The 17,837-nt window shown below is 49.6% G+C and carries 10 protein-coding genes; 3 read left to right on the top strand and 7 right to left on the bottom strand.

The annotated features are described in order from the left end of the window. Nucleotides 1–40: 40 nt before the first annotated feature. The 3 genes from BM181_RS04535 to pdxR all read right to left on the bottom strand — a co-directional run bounded on the left by BM181_RS04535 (nucleotide 41) and on the right by pdxR (nucleotide 6,813). Nucleotides 41–3,439, bottom strand: coding sequence for a DNA polymerase III subunit alpha (locus BM181_RS04535; protein ID WP_256211298.1), 3,399 nt, complete (start codon nucleotides 3,437–3,439; stop codon nucleotides 41–43). Between the two features lie 147 nt (nucleotides 3,440–3,586). Continuing rightward, nucleotides 3,587–5,095 (bottom strand): methyl-accepting chemotaxis protein, encoded by a 1,509-nt coding sequence (locus tag BM181_RS04530; RefSeq protein ID WP_075442621.1) that lies wholly within the window; start codon nucleotides 5,093–5,095, stop codon nucleotides 3,587–3,589. Nucleotides 5,096–5,400: 305 nt separating this feature from the next. Further along, nucleotides 5,401–6,813: a MocR-like pyridoxine biosynthesis transcription factor PdxR gene (pdxR, locus tag BM181_RS04525; RefSeq protein WP_256211297.1), complete on the bottom strand. Its 1,413-nt coding sequence runs from the start codon at nucleotides 6,811–6,813 to the stop codon at nucleotides 5,401–5,403. A gap of 111 nt (nucleotides 6,814–6,924) precedes the next feature. On the opposite strand from pdxR, the gene BM181_RS04520 reads away from it, so the two are divergent. After that, nucleotides 6,925–7,449 carry an ECF transporter S component gene (locus tag BM181_RS04520; RefSeq protein ID WP_075442690.1) on the top strand — a complete coding sequence of 175 codons (525 nt, stop codon included), beginning with the start codon at nucleotides 6,925–6,927 and terminating at the stop codon, nucleotides 7,447–7,449. A 96-nt stretch (nucleotides 7,450–7,545) separates the two neighbouring features. Here the strand turns inward: BM181_RS04520 and BM181_RS04515 are convergent, their stop codons facing one another. Further along, nucleotides 7,546–9,144, bottom strand: a complete 1,599-nt coding sequence (locus tag BM181_RS04515; RefSeq protein ID WP_256211294.1) for a ribonuclease J — start codon at nucleotides 9,142–9,144, stop codon at nucleotides 7,546–7,548. A gap of 362 nt (nucleotides 9,145–9,506) precedes the next feature. On the opposite strand from BM181_RS04515, the gene dcuC reads away from it, so the two are divergent. Next, entirely contained in the window at nucleotides 9,507–10,781 is a 1,275-nt protein-coding gene (gene dcuC / locus BM181_RS04510) for a C4-dicarboxylate transporter DcuC (protein WP_075442618.1), read from the top strand. 40 nt (nucleotides 10,782–10,821) lie between these two features. Continuing rightward, entirely contained in the window at nucleotides 10,822–11,955 is a 1,134-nt protein-coding gene (locus BM181_RS04505; RefSeq protein ID WP_075442689.1) for a M20/M25/M40 family metallo-hydrolase, read from the top strand. A gap of 130 nt (nucleotides 11,956–12,085) precedes the next feature. Here the strand turns inward: BM181_RS04505 and BM181_RS04500 are convergent, their stop codons facing one another. Genes BM181_RS04500 through BM181_RS04490 form a run of 3 tightly spaced genes read right to left on the bottom strand, consistent with a single transcriptional unit; the run spans nucleotide 12,086 to nucleotide 17,732 of the window. Further along, nucleotides 12,086–13,798 (bottom strand): tetratricopeptide repeat protein, encoded by a 1,713-nt coding sequence (locus BM181_RS04500; RefSeq protein ID WP_075442617.1) that lies wholly within the window; start codon nucleotides 13,796–13,798, stop codon nucleotides 12,086–12,088. Between the two features lie 42 nt (nucleotides 13,799–13,840). Next, nucleotides 13,841–16,033 carry a tetratricopeptide repeat protein gene (locus BM181_RS04495; RefSeq protein ID WP_075442616.1) on the bottom strand — a complete coding sequence of 731 codons (2,193 nt, stop codon included), beginning with the start codon at nucleotides 16,031–16,033 and terminating at the stop codon, nucleotides 13,841–13,843. Beyond that, entirely contained in the window at nucleotides 16,023–17,732 is a 1,710-nt protein-coding gene (locus tag BM181_RS04490) for an ammonium transporter family protein (RefSeq protein ID WP_075442615.1), read from the bottom strand. The genes BM181_RS04495 and BM181_RS04490 overlap by 11 nt, the downstream gene beginning before the upstream one ends. Nucleotides 17,733–17,837: the final 105 nt, after the last annotated feature.

Genomic DNA, 17,837 nt, shown 5'->3' with positions numbered 1-17,837 from the left:
CTATTTTATCATTCGCCCAAAGGCTTGGCAACACCGTCCCTCAACGCTTCTTAACGGCCTTTGCCCCCAAAAGCCCGGTAAGCTCAGCCAAGACCTCATCACTGTCATCGAGCCAGAATGATTCGCCGAGTTTCTGCCAGCGGCCACCCATTTGCAAAAACACAGCCTGCCGGCCATGATGCGCTGCCAGGATGGCTTTCAGCTTCTCCCGCAGGTCTGCCGTATCCGCATCCGCCGGCAGGCGAAGATAGTATTCCGGCAGGTATTCCGTAAGTGACCATACCTTATCGGCCAGGATCTTGACCCCATCGTCCCCAATATCCGTCTTGCCCTGGATGACCACGGCCATATCCGGTACCAGCAGGTTCGCATGCTCATAGAAGGTGCGCGGGAACACCGTGATTTCCATGCGCTCCGTATAATCCTCCAGCGTTGCAAAACACATCGTATCGCCCTTTTTCGTCGTGATGCGCTTCGTTTCCGTCAGCAGCCCGCCAATGCGGACGAGCTGCTTGTCCTTGACCGCCCCCTTCTCAAGGGTCGCGATGCCCGGCAGGTTCTCCAGCTTGCGCCGGAACTGGTCCAACGGATGGCCCGTGATGTAGAAGCCCGTCGTCTCCTTCTCCCACTCCAGCCGCTCGGCCTCGGGAGCCTCCTCGATATCGGGCGGCTGGAGCTCGCCAGCGTCCCCCATCGTCTCCTCCGTGAACAGGCCCAGCTGGCCGTTCTGGGCATCTTTCTGCTGGCGCTGCGCCTCGCCGACTGCGGCATCGAGCACAGCCACCAGCTGGCTGCGCTTGGCCCCCGACGAATCGAACGCGCCGCATTTGATCAGGCTTTCGACGACACGCTTGTTGACCTTGCCCATATCGACACGGCTGCAGAAATCCACCAGAGACTTGAACGCGCCATCACGGCTGCGCGCCGCCGTGATATCTTGGATAGCCGCATCGCCGACATTGCGCACAGCCGCCAGGCCAAAGCGGATAGCTTCGCCATCGACGCTGAAATTGGCCGAGCTCGCATTGATATCCGGCGGCAGGATCTTGATGCCCATGCGCTTGCAAAGCTCGATATAGGTCGGCACCTTCTGCGTATCCATGATGCTCGTGAGCATCGCAGCCATGAACTCAGCCGGATAATGGGCCTTGAGGTATGCCGTCTGCCAGGCGACCAGTGCATAGGCGGCACTGTGGGACTTGTTGAAACCATAGTCGGCAAAATGCGTGAGCAGGTCGAAGATCGTATTGGCAAGCCCCGGCTCGATATGGTTCTTCGCACAGCCCGACAGGAAGTTCGTCTTCTGCGCCATCAGGATCTCATGCTTTTTCTTGCCCATGGCACGGCGCAGCAGGTCTGCCTGACCCAGGGAGAACCCTGCGAGGACCTGCACGATCTGCATGACCTGCTCCTGATAGAGCACGACGCCAAAGGTCTCCTTGAGGATGGGCTCGAGCAAAGGATGCATATAGGTGACTTCCTTGCGTCCATGGCGGCCGCTGATGAAGTCCTCGACCATGCCGCTGCCCAGCGGCCCCGGACGGTAGAGTGCCACCGTCGGGATGAGGTCCGCGAAGTTCTTCGGGGCCAGGTCCTTGACAAGCTGGGTCATGCCCGACGACTCCATCTGAAACACCGCCCCCGTGCGCCCTTCGCAGAGCATCCTGGCCGTGAGCTCATCTTCGAGCGGGATCTTATTGATGTCGACCTTCTCCCCGCGGGTCTGCTCGATATTCTGCAGCGTGTCGCTGATGACTGTCAGCGTGCGCAGGCCCAAAAAGTCCATCTTCAAAAGGCCCAGTTCCTCGACGTGGTCCTTGTCGAACTCCGTCACCAGCGTGCCATCGGACACCGTCACCGGCAGATAGTCGGTCAACGGATTGCGCGCGATGACGACACCGGCCGCATGGGTCGAGGAATGACGCGGCAGGCCCTCGACCTTGCGGGCCAGGTCAATCAAGCGCTTGACCTCGGGATTGGCCTCATAGAGCACATGCAGGTCCTTGGACTCCTTGAGGGCCTTATCGAGGGTCATCTTGAGCTCATTGGGGATGAGCTTGGCGATATCGGCCACCTGAGCATAGGGCATATTGAGCACGCGGCCCACATCGCGCACTGCCCCCTTGGCCGCCATCGTGCCGAAGGTGACGATCTGGGCCACATGATCATAGCCATACCGCTCCTTGACGTAGTCGATGACCTCCTCACGGCGGATATAGCAGAAGTCAATATCGATATCCGGCATCGTCACGCGGTCCGGGTTCAGGAAACGCTCGAACAGCAAATCGTATTTGAGCGGATCGAGATTCGTAATGCCGAGCAGATAAGCGACGATACTGCCTGCCGCCGAGCCACGGCCCGGGCCCACCGAGATGCCCACCTCACGCGAATGGTTGATGAAATCCCAGACAATCAGGAAGTAGCTGTCATAACCCATGCGATGGATGATATCGAGCTCATAATCCAGCCGCTCCCGCACAGCTGGCGTGACATCCGGATAGCGCGAGGGCAGTGCCTCTTCGCAGAGGGCGCGCAGGTAGGCCTCGTCGTCAGCATATGGTGCCGGGATCGGATAATACGGCAGCTGGATATTGCCGAACTCAAAATCGACCTGACAGCGCGCAGCGATCTTGGCCGTATTGGCCAGCGCCTCGGGATGCTCGGGGAAGAGCGCAGCCATCTCTGTCGGCGACTTCACATAGTAATCGTCGCTGTTGAAGCGCATGCGATCCGGATCGTCGATGGTCTTGCCCATCTGGATGCAGAGCAGCACATCGTGGAACTCACTGTCCTCACGCTTCACATAGTGGCAGTCATTCGTGGCGACCAGCCCGATATCGTATTTCTCGGCCAGCTCGATAAGGCCGGCATTGGCCTTGCGCTCCTCGGGCAGGCCATGGTTCTGGATCTCCAGGAAGAAATTATCCTTGCCGAAAATCTCCAGGTACTCCTGCACCAGGGCATCGGCCTTGTCCTTGTTGTCCTGGATCAAGGCACGCGGAATCTCACCAGCGATGCAGGCCGACAGGCAGATGATGCCCTCGTGGTACTTGCGCAAAAGCTCCTTATCGATGCGCGGCTTGTAATACATGCCCTCGATGTTGGCCAGCGACACAAGCTGCACGAGATTCTTATAGCCCGTCTGGTTCTCCGCCAGCAGGATCAGATGGTAATACTTGACACCATTTATCTCCTGCCTATCCTTGCGGTCCCCCGGTGCCAGATACACCTCGCAGCCGATGATTGGCTTTATCTCCTGTTTCTTGCATTCTTTATAGAAATCGATGACGCCGAACATGACGCCATGATCGGTGATGGCGAGGGAATCCATCCCGAGTTCTTTGGTCGCCGACACCAGCTCCTTGATGCGGCTCGCACCATCGAGCAGGCTGAATTCCGTATGGGTATGCAGATGACAAAAGGGTATCTTGCTGACCATCTAGCAATCACTTCCTCACTATATTAAATCTTTCATTAAATCTTCGTTCTCATATCAGTGACTACTAGTATAACACAAAATGAGCATAGCCGTATCGGTCTATGCTCATTTTAGACTGGATTAAAATGTTATGTCCTTTATTCCTTCTCAAATCTTGAACTTCCGCACTTCATCGCTTAAGAGCTCCGCCTGACGGCTTAATTCTTCACTAGCCGAGGCGCTTTCTTCGCTGGTAGCGGAATTGGCCTGTACCACTTGGGAAACCTGCAATACCCCCTGATTAATCTGCTCAATGGCTAAGCTCTGTTCCTTCGAGGCCTTTGCAATGGATTCCACCAAATCTGCCACCTCGGATACATTAGCCACAATGGTCTTCAGTTTCTCAGCCGCTTGGTGCGCGGACGCCTGTCCATTGTCGACCTTGGCAATGGAATTTTCAATCAGCTCTGTGGTCTCTTTGGCAGCCTTGGCGCTGCGTGCCGCAAGATTGCGGACCTCCTCGGCCACCACTGCAAAGCCCTTGCCATGCTGGCCTGCCCGGGCAGCTTCTACTGCGGCGTTAAGGGCCAGGATATTTGTCTGGAAAGCGATCTCGTCAATCACTTTGATTATCTTAGAAATATCGCCTGAGGATACATTGATCGCTTCCATCGCCTGCAACATGCGCATCATATCATCATTGCCAGCTTCCGCATTAGTACGGGTAACGACGGTAATACTATTGGCCCGCTCAGCATTCTCGGCATTGCTTTTCGTCTGGGAAGAAATCTCCGCAATGGATGCCGACAGCTCTTCGACGGAAGACGCCTGCTGGGCGGCGCCTTGGGAAAGAACCATACTCGAATCAGAAATATTCTTGGCACCACCGGCCACCTGCTCCGCAGAAGAAGCAATGTTTTCCATGATAGCCTTCATTGCCTTCTTCATCCGATTGGTATCCTGACCAAGCTTTGAAATTTCATCGTTTCCCTTCAGTTCAATATCCCGACCGCTCAAATCACCGCTAGCAATCGCCGCTAAGGTCTTTTGCACTTCGAGGATGCGCATCATTTGCTTGGTGATAATCCCAGTTGCCAGGACTCCCATAATCATCACCAGCACGAGAATCGTAAGAATCATATTGCGGACAAAACGATGCTGGACTTCGATTACCGGCGCACTGGGTGCACCGACAAAGAACATGCCAATTCTTTCTCCACTCTCGGAAACAATGGGCAAATAGCAAGTAAAGTAGGGCACCCCAAGCACGTCGGTCTCAACGGCCAAGGTCTCGCCCCGGCCGATTACCGCCTCGACCACCTTGTCTCCCGCCTGAGTTCCCACGGCGCGGCTGCCCTCTTGTTTGATGGTTGTCGAAACCCGCATATTGCCACGGAAAATGGTTATCGCATCATCACCAGCAATGCCGTCAATACCGTCTGTCAAGTCTTCCATGAGCATATCTCCCTTGTACAGCCTGCCATCTTTGATCTGCCAATTTCCCGGATATTGTTTGTCCAGCAGCATGTTAAGATGCCTGGCATCATCAGATACCTTGCCAATATACACAGCGGAAAAGGCATCATCGGCATTCTTGTAGGCCAGGATACCAACGCAGAGGCATGCGAACGCGATACATACGTTCAGGAATAATACTGTCTTCTTTTTCAGATCCATCTTATACCTCCCTGTCTCAGCCCGTTGGGCATACTTAATCTGATATTTGCCGAGCAGAACCATATTATGTTGCAATATTCGTCATCAGACGAAGGGTTTCCTGCGTAGAAATACCTATGGCGCATATTATTTCACAGTCTTTTTTCAAACACAAAAAGCCTTCCCCCATCGGAGAAGGCTCAAGCCCCAGACGATCATATAGCAAGCAAAGATTTTTCCTCCATGCTTCGCATTCCCTCTGCAAGGATCATTATACCAAAGGCCCAGGATAACTTTGCGATGATCTGCCGCAGGATATCCTGTATTCATTCCACACACCGCAACAAACGCTGGACTGCGTCCTCGAGTACATCATCGGTCACCCCCGAGTAGTTGAGGACGAAGAGGTGCTGGCAGTGCTCGGGGCTGCCCTCGTAGTAGTCAGCCAGCGGACGCAGGCGGATGCCTTGGGCCGCAAGCTTTGCCCCAAAGGCCGCATCGCTTTCGCTCAACGCGAGCCGCAACAGGAAGTGCAGGCCCGAGCCGTGCTCGATGATCGTCAGCCTGCCTGCTGCCGCCGGTGCTTTCAGCAGGGCCAGCAGGCGTTCGCGCTTGCGGCGGTAGAAATTGCGCATGCGGTTGATGTGCTTCTCAAAGTAACCATCCTGGATGAAGCGCGCCAGCGTATACTGCTCGAAATTCGACACGGTGCAGCTGTAGAAGCCGAGCTTTTCCCTAAACGGCGCTACAAGCTCCTTCGGCAGCACCATGTAGCTGATGCGGATGGTCGGCGTCAGGCTTTTCGAGAAGGTGTTCATGTAGATGACACGGTCGCTGACATCGATGCCCATCATCGTCGGGATGGGCCGGCCAGTCAGTCGGAATTCGCTGTCATAGTCATCCTCGATGATGTAGCGGTCCGGTGCCGCCGCAGCCCAGCCCAGCAGCTCGTAGCGGCGGCTCACCGGCATGATGATCCCCGTCGGGAAATGATGCGAAGGGCTGATATGCAGGATCTGCGCCTTCTGACGGTTCAATTCCGCCGGACGCACCCCCTGCGCATCCATGTCAGCCAGCACGCAGTCAGCACCACTGGCCGTATAGATCTGCCGGATGCGGTCGTAGCCGGGATTCTCCACGCAGAAACGCCGGTCGCGGCCGAAAAACTGCACGAGCAGATTGTAAAGGTACTCCGTCCCCGCACCGATGACGATCTGCTCCGGCTGCACCGTAAGCCCCCGGAAACTGTGCAGGTGCTCGGCGATCGCCTGCCGCAGGAGTGGCACGCCAAAGGACGCCGACCGCTCCAGCAGCGCATCGGCATCTTCGTTCACCACCTTGCGCAGCAGCCTTGTCCACAGGTCGAACGGAAAGAGTTTTGCCGGGACGCTGTTGGCCGAAAAATCTGCCAGCCACTCTTTTCTGACCGTTGACCGGTCAACGGCCTGCCGCGCAGGCGGGAGGGGCGGCGGCACCTGCTCCTGGGGCGCGACATTCGTCACGAAAAAACCACGCCGCGGCGCGGACTGGCAATAACCTTCAGCGGTCAACTGGCCATAAGCACCTTCGACGGTGATCGTGCTGACACCGAGATTCCGTGCCAGTGCCCGCTTCGACGGCAGCTTTTCCCCTGCCCGCAAGCGCCCGGACAGGATATCGTCGCGGATGCAGGCATAGAGGTACTCATAGAGCGGCTTATCCCCCGCCTGTTCAAACGAATAGGTCAACAATCTTCTCATCCTCTTCTATCTGACATGTTTTTCTGTTTTACTTTGATTCTTTTACCATAGCCAGATTCAGTATACAATAGACCCATACCATTTACAAGAAAGAGGTTGAAGTTTATGTCGATGAACACCATATCCGTACAAACGATCCGCACCGGAAAGACACACTGGAGTGCACGTGAGCTCTGCCTGGCAGCCGTCATGACGGCCGTCGTCTTCCTCGCGACCTTCGTGCCGCGCATCCCGATTCCCCTCGGCTATGCCCACCTCGGCGATGCCGCCATCTTCCTGCTGGTGCTGCTGCTGCCCAGCCGCCCGGCACTCCTGGCCGCCTGCCTGGGCTCGGCCCTCTCTGACCTGCTCGGTGGCTTTGCCCTTTGGATCCTGCCGACGCTGCTGATAAAATTCGTCATGGGCTATCTTGTCCTGAAACTGGCACGGAAGGACAGCAGCATCCCGCGCACAGCCATAGCCTTCCTGCTTGCCAGCCTCTGGATGACCGCCGGCTACACGCTGTTCGGTGCCCTGCTCTACGCCAGTCTCAGCGCCGGCCTCGCCTCTGCTCCGGGCCTGTTCCTCGAAGGACTCATCAACTCGGGCGCAGCGCTGCTCCTGCTGCCTGTCCTGCGCCGCAATATCCACCTTTGATCTGCCTTTCGCCCGAGATACGAAAAAGGCTGCGAGAAGATAATGTAATCTTCTCGCAGCCTTTTCTTATGCACGAGCTGCCTTACGGCAGATACTTTAGATTTCCATGATGATCGGCAGGATCATCGGACGGCGGCGCGTCTTCTCGAAGAGATAACGGCCCAGAGCATCGCGGACATTGGACTTGATAGCTGCCCACTCCTTGACGCCTTCGTCCTCACAGCGGTCGAGGGCCTGCTCGACACGGGCTTTGGCCTCATCCATCAAAGCCTCGGACTCACGGACATAGACAAAGCCACGCGACACGATGTCAGGGCCGGCCACAACCGTATTGCTGGCCTTATCCATCGTAACGACGACGATCAGGATGCCGTCCTGGGACAGCTGACGGCGGTCACGCAGGACGATGTTGCCAACATCGCCGACGCCGAGGCCATCGACCATGACCATGCCAGCCGTCACCTTGCCAGCCACCGTACCCTTGTCGCGCGTGAACTCGAAGATCGTACCGTTCTCACCCATGAAGATATGGTCTTTGGGCATACCGAGCTCCTGCGCCAGTTTGGCATGCTGGACGAGATGATGATACTCGCCATGGACCGGAATGAAGAACTTCGGCCGCACGAGGTTGTGCATGAGCTTGAGCTCTTCCTGGCTCGCATGGCCCGATACATGGACGCCCTTATCGCGGCCATAGACCACGTTCGCACCCAGACGCAGCAGATTGTCGATCGTCTTGGAAACGAGCTTTTCGTTGCCCGGGATCGGCGTAGCCGAGATGATGACCGTATCGTTCGGCGCAATCGTGACCTTGCGATGGTCCGACATCGCCATACGCGTCAGCGCCGACATCGGCTCACCCTGGCTGCCCGTCGTCACGATGACAAGCTGCTCTGCGCGGAAGTTATTGATTTCATCGATATCGATGAGCGTCCCCTCGGGGCATGTGATATAGCCAAGCTCCAGCGAGATATTGACGACATTGACCATGCTACGGCCCAATACGGCAACCCGGCGCTTATAGCGCACGGCCGTATCGATGACCTGCTGGATGCGATGGACATTCGAGGAGAAGGTCGCGACGATGATGCGGCCGCGGGCATTGTGGAACGCCTTGTCAAACGAAGCACCTACCGTGCTCTCGCTCGGCGTATGGCCTGCGCGCTCGGAATTCGTCGAATCCGCCATCATGACCAGGACACCCTTGTTGCCAAGATCCGAGAAACGGCGGAAGTCCGTCATCTTGCCATCGATTGGCGTGTAGTCAAGCTTGAAGTCGCCCGTATGGACAATCATGCCGACCGGCGTCTTGATGGACAGTCCCACAGCATCGGGAATTGAATGATTGACACGAATGAAACCAACGCTGAAGCAGCCGACATTGATGATATCGCCCTGCATAACGGAATGCAGATTACTCGAATCAACGCCATTTTCCTTGAGACGTCCCTCAAGGATGCCCAACGTCAAACGCGTACCATAGACCGGTACATTGATCTGTTTGAGAACATACGGCAGCGCGCCGATGTGATCCTCATGGCCATGCGTCAGGACAATCGCCTTGATTTTCTCACGATTCTCCAGCAGGTAGCTGATATCCGGGATAACAAGATCGATACCCAGCATATCCTCTTCCGGGAACATCAGGCCCGAGTCAATCACGAGGATTTCGTCATCCACGCGAATAACCGTCATGTTCTTACCAATTTCCCCTAGTCCACCCAGAGGAATAATCTGTAGTTTTTGTGCTCCTTTAGCCAAAAAATACACCTCCAACTATTTAATTTATATCCTATTGCGTATGAAGCAATTATCGTCCGAACAAAAAATAAAAAAAGTTTATAACGCTTATCCGATCAAATCATTCTTTTCTATTTTAGCATCACGGCTAAGATATTGCAACCGAAAAAGCAGAACAGCATTACACTATTACATAATCCCGCAAGCATATGTCCACGAATCAAGCGCATAGATATTATCCTGTGGTATTGTTGGATAAATATTATTAATGTATAATTGACTTGTCAAAAAACTATTATTGTTTGGAGGTTTTTATCATGTTGATTGCTGGAGGTATTCTAGTAATTCTCACCTTCGTACTCATCGTCAAAAAGTACGAAGCCCGTCTGGTGCTGTTCAGCGCCGGTCTCATCATGTGTCTGATTGGCGGTTTGCCTGGAGATGTCATGAAAGCCTTTACGAAGGCCATGGTCAATAACTCGCTGGTACCGACAATCTGTACGGTCATGGGTTTCTCCTATGTCATGAAACTCACGCAGTGCGACCAGCACCTCGTCCAGTCCATATCGGGTATCCTCAAGCGCGGCCGCGCCCTGCTCGTGCCGCTGTCGTTCCTGCTGACCTGGTGGATCAGTCTCGCGATTCCCTCAGCTTCTGGCTGCTCGGCTGCCGTCGGCAGTATCCTGATCCCGACACTTATCGCAGCTGGTGTCCATCCTGCCATGGCTGCTGCCACGGTGCTTGCCGGTACCTGGGGCAGTGCCATCAGCCCGGGCAACGCCCATAACCCATTCGTAGCCGACCTTGCCGGCACCGATATGATGACTGTCATCCTCAATGAGACCCCGGCATCGATTGCCGCATCGATTGCCTGCATCGCCGTCATGACGGCCTATGCCTTCTTCTTCCACGAAGGCGCCTCTGCCGAACGCAGCAAGGCATATCAGCAGAAAATCGCTGCCGAAGAGCACCTGCAGCTGAGCACCTTCAAGGTCAATCCGCTGCGTGCTCTCGTTCCGATTGTCCCGCTGTTCCTGTTGATCCTCGGCTCGAAACAGGTTGCTGTGCTGCCGGAAATCAGTGTGCCGCTGTCGATGCTTATCGGCGTGGCGCTCGGCCTTATCGTCACCTGGTCGGATGCGCAGGAAGTCTGCCGCAATTTCTTCAAAGGTATGGGCAGTGCGTATAGCGATGTCATCGGCCTTATTGTCTGCGCCAGCGTATTCACGACAGGCATGACAGCCATCGGCCTTACGGGAGCGCTCACCGATCTCATGAAAGGCTCAGAGTCGATTGCTGCTGCCGCTGGTACATTTGGCCCCTTCTTCATCGCCGTCATCTCCGGCTCGGGCGATGCCGCTGCCTTTGCCTTCAATGGTGCTGTAACGCCATATGCTGAGCAGTTCGGCATGAGCATCATGGATCTTGGTTCACTGGCCCAGATTGCCGGTGCTATGGGCCGCTCCATGTCGCCAGTCGCTGGCGCTGCCATCATCTGTGCCGGCCTTGCCAAGGTCAATCCGATTGAAGTATCCAAACGCAATGCGCTGCCATGCCTGGCCGCTGCTATTGTGCTGATGATCCTGCTCTAAGGCAGTTTCTCTTAGGAAGGAAGTCTTTTTCATGTCTGACATAATCAATGAAGCCCGCGTACTTGACGAATTCCTCGAACTCGTGCAAGTACGCTGCTCTACCCGCAACGAACGCGAAATCGGCGATATTTTGACCAAGCGCCTGACAGAGCTCGGCGGCATCGTCCATGAGGATAACGCTGGCGAAAAACTCGGCGGTAATTGTGGCAATCTCGTAGCTGATTTCCCAGCTTCGGATGCGGCGCACAACGATTTACCGACTATCATGCTGACCGCCCATATGGACTGCGTCGAGCCCTGCGGCGGCGTGCATCCGATTCGCGAAAACGGCATCATCCGTTCCGATGGCACGACAATCCTCGGCGGCGATGACAAAGCCGGCGTCACGGCCATCCTTGAAACTTTGCGCCAGCTGCGCGAGCAAAACCTGCCGCATGGCCCCTTGCAGATTGTCTTTACGATTGCCGAGGAAAATGGTGTCCACGGTTCCCAGAATCTTGACACCAGTCTCTTGCATGCTGATTTCGGCTATACGCTCGACACGCATAACCATCCGGGCTGCATGACCTTCATGGCCCCGGGCAAGAACCAGCTGCATATCCATATCCAGGGCAAGGCCGCGCATGCCGGTGTTGCGCCAGAATCTGGCAACAATGCCATCATCGCCGCCGGCAAGCTGCTTGCCGATGCGCCGCAGGGCCGCATCGATGAGGAAACCACCTGCAACGTGGGCAAAATTGTTGGCGGCAGTGCGACAAACGTTGTCGCCGACACCTGTGACATCTACTACGAAAGCCGCAGCCGCAACAAGGAAAAGCTTGCCAAGATCACACAGGACATCATCGATCACTTCACCGCAGGCGCTGCTGCCACCGGCTGTGAGATTACCGCCGAGGTAAGTCCTGACTACGGCCCTTACGAGCTTACAAAAGACTGTACAGCCATAAAGCTTGCGAGCCAGGCTGCCGCAAAACTCGGCTTCCCCGTAAAACTCGAAGAATCCGGCGGCGGCTCGGATGCCAACCACTTCAATACATACGGAATCCCGACCGTCGTCCTCGCCGTTGGCATGGAAAACTGCCATACGAAGGAAGAATACATCGAAGAGAAAGATCTCTACGATGCCGCCCGCTGGGCCCTGCAGATTGTCCTAGATGGTGCTAAACAAAAATAACCGAAAAAATTGAGCACAAGAAAGTGATTTTATAAATCATCGTTTTTCTTGTGCTCTTTAATTTCAAATCCTATTTTTATGCAACATGTTCTCAAAAGAAATCGTACACTTCTCGAGCATCTATTATTAATTAAAATGATGGCTTTAGTTTCGCCAATTCCCATTTTGCTGATTTATAATACATTCCCTTTAAATTTATAGCACGCATATAACACTCTTTTGCCTGTTCTTTATTCATAGCTACGCCCTTCAATCCATGATGATAAATCTCTCCTAGTTTATACCAACCATAATCACAACCTTCATTTCCTGATCTCTCATACCATTTGCAAGACTCCTTTCCATTTTTTGAAGCAGCACATATATCACCCAGCTCATTCATTGCCAAAAACAATCCTCGTGCAGCAGATTTTCTCAGTATTTCATATCCTTTTTTATTTCTATAGTTCTCCTTAAACTGCGCCCATTCATAAAGAGCATACATATCCCCCATATCCGCAAGGTGTTTTATTTCGCTCATTGCCCCCATATCTGTCCACTTGTTTACTAGATATCTACATAATACATCATCAAAATCCACACCTTCGCGCCAACACTCATAAGCTTTTGCATTATCCCTTTCTCCATCAATCCCCCAGGCATAAATCCTTCCCATCAAGTACATTATTTTGCCATCTTTAGGCTTCAATTCCTTTAACACAGTCAATGCTTCCTTCATTTCACATGCCAAGAACAGTTTTTGTGCTTCTTCGAATGTCATAGTTTGATATCCGCCTGCGTTCGTCTCCAACATCAACGATTTATCTTCTGATGCTTCCTCATTCAATGCCTGTTTTATATTATATAATAGGTCTAAGACCATATCATAGACTTCCACTTCCGTATCCACATTTACATGAGCCTTATTATACATATATTTTCTCACTAAATCATTTTGCACATCTACGGCTAAAGCATCTCCTCCTTGATCCGTTATGTATTCAACTACAGTATCCACCACATATTTCTCATCATTTTCCAAAACATCCAGCTTTGCTAATACTGCTAACGACATCAACTGTTCAGGCTCCTTAATACAGCTAAGTTTCCCATTACCCCCCAGTAATTTTGCTTGCAAGTCTCTGTCAAAGTGAATATCTTGCAGCACTTCAAAATACTTTATTTTCTTTTTAGGCTGTATATCCATTGTAGACATTGCGGTTTTTAACAACAGCAAATCAGCCAACGACCAATTTCCTTTAGTAATATCATAAAAATCTCTTATTAGGCATACAATCTTACCCGTATCATTCAAATCAACATATTCTACGCCATTAAATTCTTGATATTCTATAGAACTCTGCCATGTCAGCAAATTAACATTACGTTCAATTTTATCCAGACGTGACACCATCATTGCCATTTCATTACGATTATGGCGTAAGAACTTTGCTAAGCCTGCATAAATATTGTTAAACTCTGCATTAACATTAACAGATAGAGCATTAAGCTTATTATTTACAGAAGCAATCAGTTCAAAACTCATCATATTTTGCTCTGCCAGTTTATTCAATGTCTGTTGTGCAGCATATTGCGCCGCAGCACGATTCTTATTGATTTTATCCTGCAACGCCTTATTACTGCCAGTTAATCCTCCTACCAGTCTTTGTAAAAAGGATTTGTTCTCCAACTCTGCCTGTGCTTCGTCAGCCTCTGTCATCGTAGCCACTGCTTCGAACACCAAACGATTTATCTCTTGTCGATTACTTTTATTGCGACTTATATAATTTTCCAATTCCATCTCAAAACTTTTTGATTCATCTGTCGTGAATATATCTCCATCATAAACACTTAATCGATCCATCAATACTCATCCCTCTCTGTTTATCATCAATTTGTAGCCAATCTATATATTAATTTTATTAAGCATAATAACTCTGAGTGCAGCCCCAATCATATTATGCTCATCTCTCTTCCCATCAGATATTATTTTATTTGCTTTAAGATCTAGATATATATCGCGAATTTTAGCTTCAGCTTCCTTTTGTGCTTCGCCTTTTAATTCGTAAGCCTTAAAGAAATAGTAACTAGCCAAGGCTAGATCTTCTTTATTATAAAAAATACGCCCTAATTCATAGCATCCCCAATCATATCCTTCATCAGCAGATTTTTTTAACCATTCTATTGCTTTACTTAAATTTTCATATTTATATAACAATCCAATTTCATATGCACTAGCACCAGCAAACATCTCATGAAAATCATAGCATTTTTGATAACTTTCTATTGCTTTATCTAATCTACATCTACCATCTTGATTTATTCCATAATAAATCTTTCCAAGCTTGTAATATGCCTTCGAACACCCTAATTGTCCTGCTATATTATACCATTTGACTTTTTCACTTTCGTTATCACACATATCGCCCATAGCGATTGCACTTAATCCACTATAGTGACCATTTAATTCATAAGCTAAATTATAACATTTCCATTCTTCATGAACATTATTTACGAAATCCGCCAAAAACCACCATCCTGCATCATATCCCACTTCACCTGCCGTGCGAAACCATTTTTTTGCTTTTTCATCATGATTTACTGCATATAATAATCCCAACTCTTCCATTGCTAAAAAGTACCCTTGTTCTGCTGATTTTAACAATAAATTTATACCTTTTTCTTCATCCCAATAATAATCATTCCCCAATATGAATTGTGCATACATATCACCATTATCTGCTAAATTACGCAGTTCCATTTCGCGATGTTCCCGCTCACCATAGTCACACTTTTCTCTGCATAATACATCTCTTTCTCGTGCGCCTCTATACCACCAATATCTCGCTAATTCTTTGTCACAATCACATTCTGGCAATAAGCCATTGTAAATTTCCCCTAACATATACATAGCCCTTGCACTTCCGTTTTCCGCAACCTTGGTGAGTTTCTTGGCAGCCTCCTTGAATTTACATTGCAAATATAATTTCTCTGCTTCTTTAAAATCATTCATCTCTTCATTTTCCGTTATCATTGCCACAGGCGTTTCTTCTGCAATTATTTTTGTGTTATCTATATCTTCTAAGCCTTTTATATTGTAAAGCAAATCCAATATCATATCGTAGGCATCAACATCCACATTCAAATTCACACCAGCTATATCATGTATATATTTTTGTGTTAAGTTATCACATACTTCCTGTTCGGTTATATTAACGCCCTTATCCCGTAAGAATGTACTCATTGTTTCAACCACATACTTTTCTTGGGATGACAAACTATCCAGTTTACCCAACACCCCCATTGAAATCATATACTGCGGCTTTACATTTTGTAACGTTTTCACATCTCCCAATAATTTATCTTTAATTGCTTTATTTGTATTAATCTCTTGCAATACCTGATAATAATTCACTTTATCTTTCTGTTGAATACCAATCTCCGCCATTACGCTTCTGATATACAGCAAATCTTCTGTTGACCAAGTCCCCTTCGTCTTTTCATAGAAATCTCTTGCAATACATACAATTTTCCCTGTTGGACTCAGATCCTTATATTCCGTATCATCTAATTCGTTAAAGCGAATCATATCCTTCCATCTACCCAATTCCACATTATGTTCTATCTTTTCTAAACGCTCTTCTATCATAACTAAGGCATTAACACTGCGACGTAAAAATTTCACCAATCCGCTATAAATATTTTTAAACTCTTCATTTGCCTCGTTCAGCGAAGCATTAAGCTTATTATTTACAGCAACAATCAATTCATAACTCATCATATTTTGCTCTGCCAGTTTATTCAATGTCTGCTGAGCAGCATACTGGGCCGCAGCACGATTCTTATTGATTTTATCCTGCAACGCCTTATTACTGCCAGTTAATCCTCCCACCAATCTTTGCAAAAAAGATTTATTTTCCAACTCGGCCTGTGCTTCATCAGCTTCTGTCATCGTAGCTACAGCTTCAAAAACCAACTGATTTATCTCCTGCCGATTATTTTGATTCCGCATTACATACTTATCCAATTCCGCTTCAAAGGCACTGCGCTCCTCTGTCGTAAAGACATCACCTTTAACAAGCATAAGTTCATTTGCCATTATCCATACCCTCCAATAACCGTTTTACCTCTGCCTTATAATTTTCTTTTTCTCTCTGTAATTCCCAATTTCGTTCTTTATATTGCTTCTCATCAGCGGCCATTGTCTGCAATAACAATTCTTGCTGTTGTGATATCACATTTATCTGTCTTGTCACATACCACGCTTTGCGTGCGGCTCGCTCTGACAAGCCACGTCCTAATAATCTTTCCCCTATCTTTTGACTGTCTAATTGAGCCGCCATTGTATATTCATTCAAACCATCGCTTGTCTGCGCTTTACTGAGGGCAATCCCTATACCTGTTTGTATCTTTTCATTATCAGGTATCACTATGTTGACACGCCATTTTATAACATCTTCTATCGTCTTAGTCAGCAATTCATTAGCAAATATCACTTTATCCTCACTAGCATACATATAGAGCAGTGCCCCAGCTTGCAAAACATCCTGTAATTCATCCACAACAATCTTTAATTCTTCTTCACTGAGTAAATATTCCTGTGCCAACAGGACAAGTTGTTGATTCAGGATCGCTACCATTTGCACAGCATCATCTTCAATAAATTTATCCAGCAATTTTTTCGTTGCTTCACCAGATAACGTTCCACCAACTAACCCAACGACAAAGGCGCCCAAAGGGCCCGCCAATGCCAGCCCAGCAGCATAACCGATATAACCGCCCACCACACCACTAGCAACTGTAGACATATTCTTAAACAACTGTTTGCCAGATATCTTGCTTTGAAAGAAATTACTGATATCCCCGACGGACATGACAATGGTTGTAATTGCCGCTGCCGCAAAATTTGCCCTTAACCCCTTAGCTAAATTATTTGTCGCCGCTTGACCATATATTTTCGTATTTATTTTTGCTGCATCCCGTAATACATTTACCATCTCATGCCGCACACTGCTTGGCAGCATTTGCACCAACTTAATAGAGGGAGCCATCAACATCTGATTCAGTCCTGTTCTTGCTAATTGCGCGGTCAAAACCGAGCTGGCAAAGGCAATTCCACCGGCTTTGATTCCACTGCATATTGACATTTCTAAAGCCTTGTTTGCATCTTCCCCACGCCAAACTGCCTGTGCAAATGTAATCGTTGCAGATATGCCCAATGCCGTTGTCGCAATAATCGCACCATGAACGGCATCAAATGTTAAAGAGTCTATGTTTCCTGCCTTGGCTATCCTCTTGGCTGTCGCATAGTCAACATTTCCCTGCCGAACTATTTTTGTTGCATCATCAGGATTTGTTGTTCCCGGCACCTGCCCCTGCTCAATCTTTCGCCGCATATGCTGTACAGCCTCATGATATTGATCTTTCGGCACTTCTAATTGCATAAAATTACCTTCAGCATCAATATATCGATAAGTGCCATTACGAAAAGCTGCATTAACAGATTCAGCTGCCGTCTGGCAATACTTCGTCTGTATAAGAACACCATCGACCTGACGGTCAGGCCCATTTTTCTTATTATCATCTCCTAATATAATCGCATCTTTGCCATGAGCTCTATCGATTAGGTTATTTGCCCGTTCAGCACTAAAGCCATGCCCTTGTTTAGCATGACATTTTGTCAGCGGTTCAGCATTGGCGGCATTTTCCACTGCAATTTGGTAAGAATTGAATACTTTTTGTTGCTTTTTATATTTGGGATTATGTAACACATTTCCCTCGTATGTTTTGTTATCCATCTTCCTTGCCCTCGTCAATACCGAATATTCAGTCTACTTTACTATTTCTATAATCCTCAAAAAAATCCTGCCTACACTAAAAGGAGCTTATTACATAAGTGAACC

This window comes from Pseudoselenomonas ruminantium (assembly GCF_900113715.1).
GTDB lineage: Bacteria > Bacillota > Negativicutes > Selenomonadales > Selenomonadaceae > Selenomonas_A > Selenomonas_A caprae.
Note: the sequence above shows the minus strand (reverse complement) of the source record. Positions and strands in the feature narration are given on the sequence as shown.

What these genes read in the sequence shown, in the direction of transcription:
- BM181_RS04535 (WP_256211298.1), bottom strand. Translation starts at nt 3,439, where the DNA reads ATGGTCAGCAAGATACCCTTTTGTCATCTGCATACCCATACGGAATTC.
- BM181_RS04530 (WP_075442621.1), bottom strand. Translation starts at nt 5,095, where the DNA reads ATGGATCTGAAAAAGAAGACAGTATTATTCCTGAACGTATGTATCGCG.
- pdxR (WP_256211297.1), bottom strand. Translation starts at nt 6,813, where the DNA reads ATGAGAAGATTGTTGACCTATTCGTTTGAACAGGCGGGGGATAAGCCG.
- BM181_RS04520 (WP_075442690.1), top strand. Translation starts at nt 6,925, where the DNA reads ATGAACACCATATCCGTACAAACGATCCGCACCGGAAAGACACACTGG.
- BM181_RS04515 (WP_256211294.1), bottom strand. Translation starts at nt 9,144, where the DNA reads ATGACGGTTATTCGCGTGGATGACGAAATCCTCGTGATTGACTCGGGC.
- dcuC (WP_075442618.1), top strand. Translation starts at nt 9,507, where the DNA reads ATGTTGATTGCTGGAGGTATTCTAGTAATTCTCACCTTCGTACTCATC.
- BM181_RS04500 (WP_075442617.1), bottom strand. Translation starts at nt 13,798, where the DNA reads ATGGATCGATTAAGTGTTTATGATGGAGATATATTCACGACAGATGAA.
- BM181_RS04495 (WP_075442616.1), bottom strand. Translation starts at nt 16,033, where the DNA reads ATGGCAAATGAACTTATGCTTGTTAAAGGTGATGTCTTTACGACAGAG.
- BM181_RS04490 (WP_075442615.1), bottom strand. Translation starts at nt 17,732, where the DNA reads ATGGATAACAAAACATACGAGGGAAATGTGTTACATAATCCCAAATAT.